This is a genomic window from Halomonas sp. ND22Bw (assembly GCF_003011945.1).
Lineage (GTDB): Bacteria > Pseudomonadota > Gammaproteobacteria > Pseudomonadales > Halomonadaceae > Halomonas > Halomonas halophila.
In genome coordinates, this window is the sequence record NZ_PXWD01001260.1 from 1 (window position 1) to 257 (window position 257).

1 pseudogene is annotated in these 257 nt (G+C 55.3%); it reads right to left on the reverse strand.

What is annotated here, in order from left to right:
• Positions 1-187: pseudogene (locus CVH10_RS22230) on the reverse strand (4-hydroxyphenylpyruvate dioxygenase); the annotation flags it as partial.
• Between the last annotated feature and the right edge of the window lie 70 nt (positions 188-257).

Here is a 257-nt window from a genome sequence, read left to right on the forward strand (position 1 = left end):
CGTCCATGTTCAGGATGAAGTTGATGTCGCCCTGCGCATAATGGCGAACGTTTTTCGACTTGTGCGTGCCGACATGAGTGAAGCCGAGCTTTTCGAACCAATCGGCCATGGCATCGGGTTCGGGCGAGGTGAATTCAACGAACGCAAAGCCGTCGAGGCCCATCGGATTGTCGTGCTTCTCGGTCATGCCATCCTCATGAACTGGTTTCAAATGTTACTATACCAACGCGAGCGCGGCGTAAAGGCCGCCCTTGCCG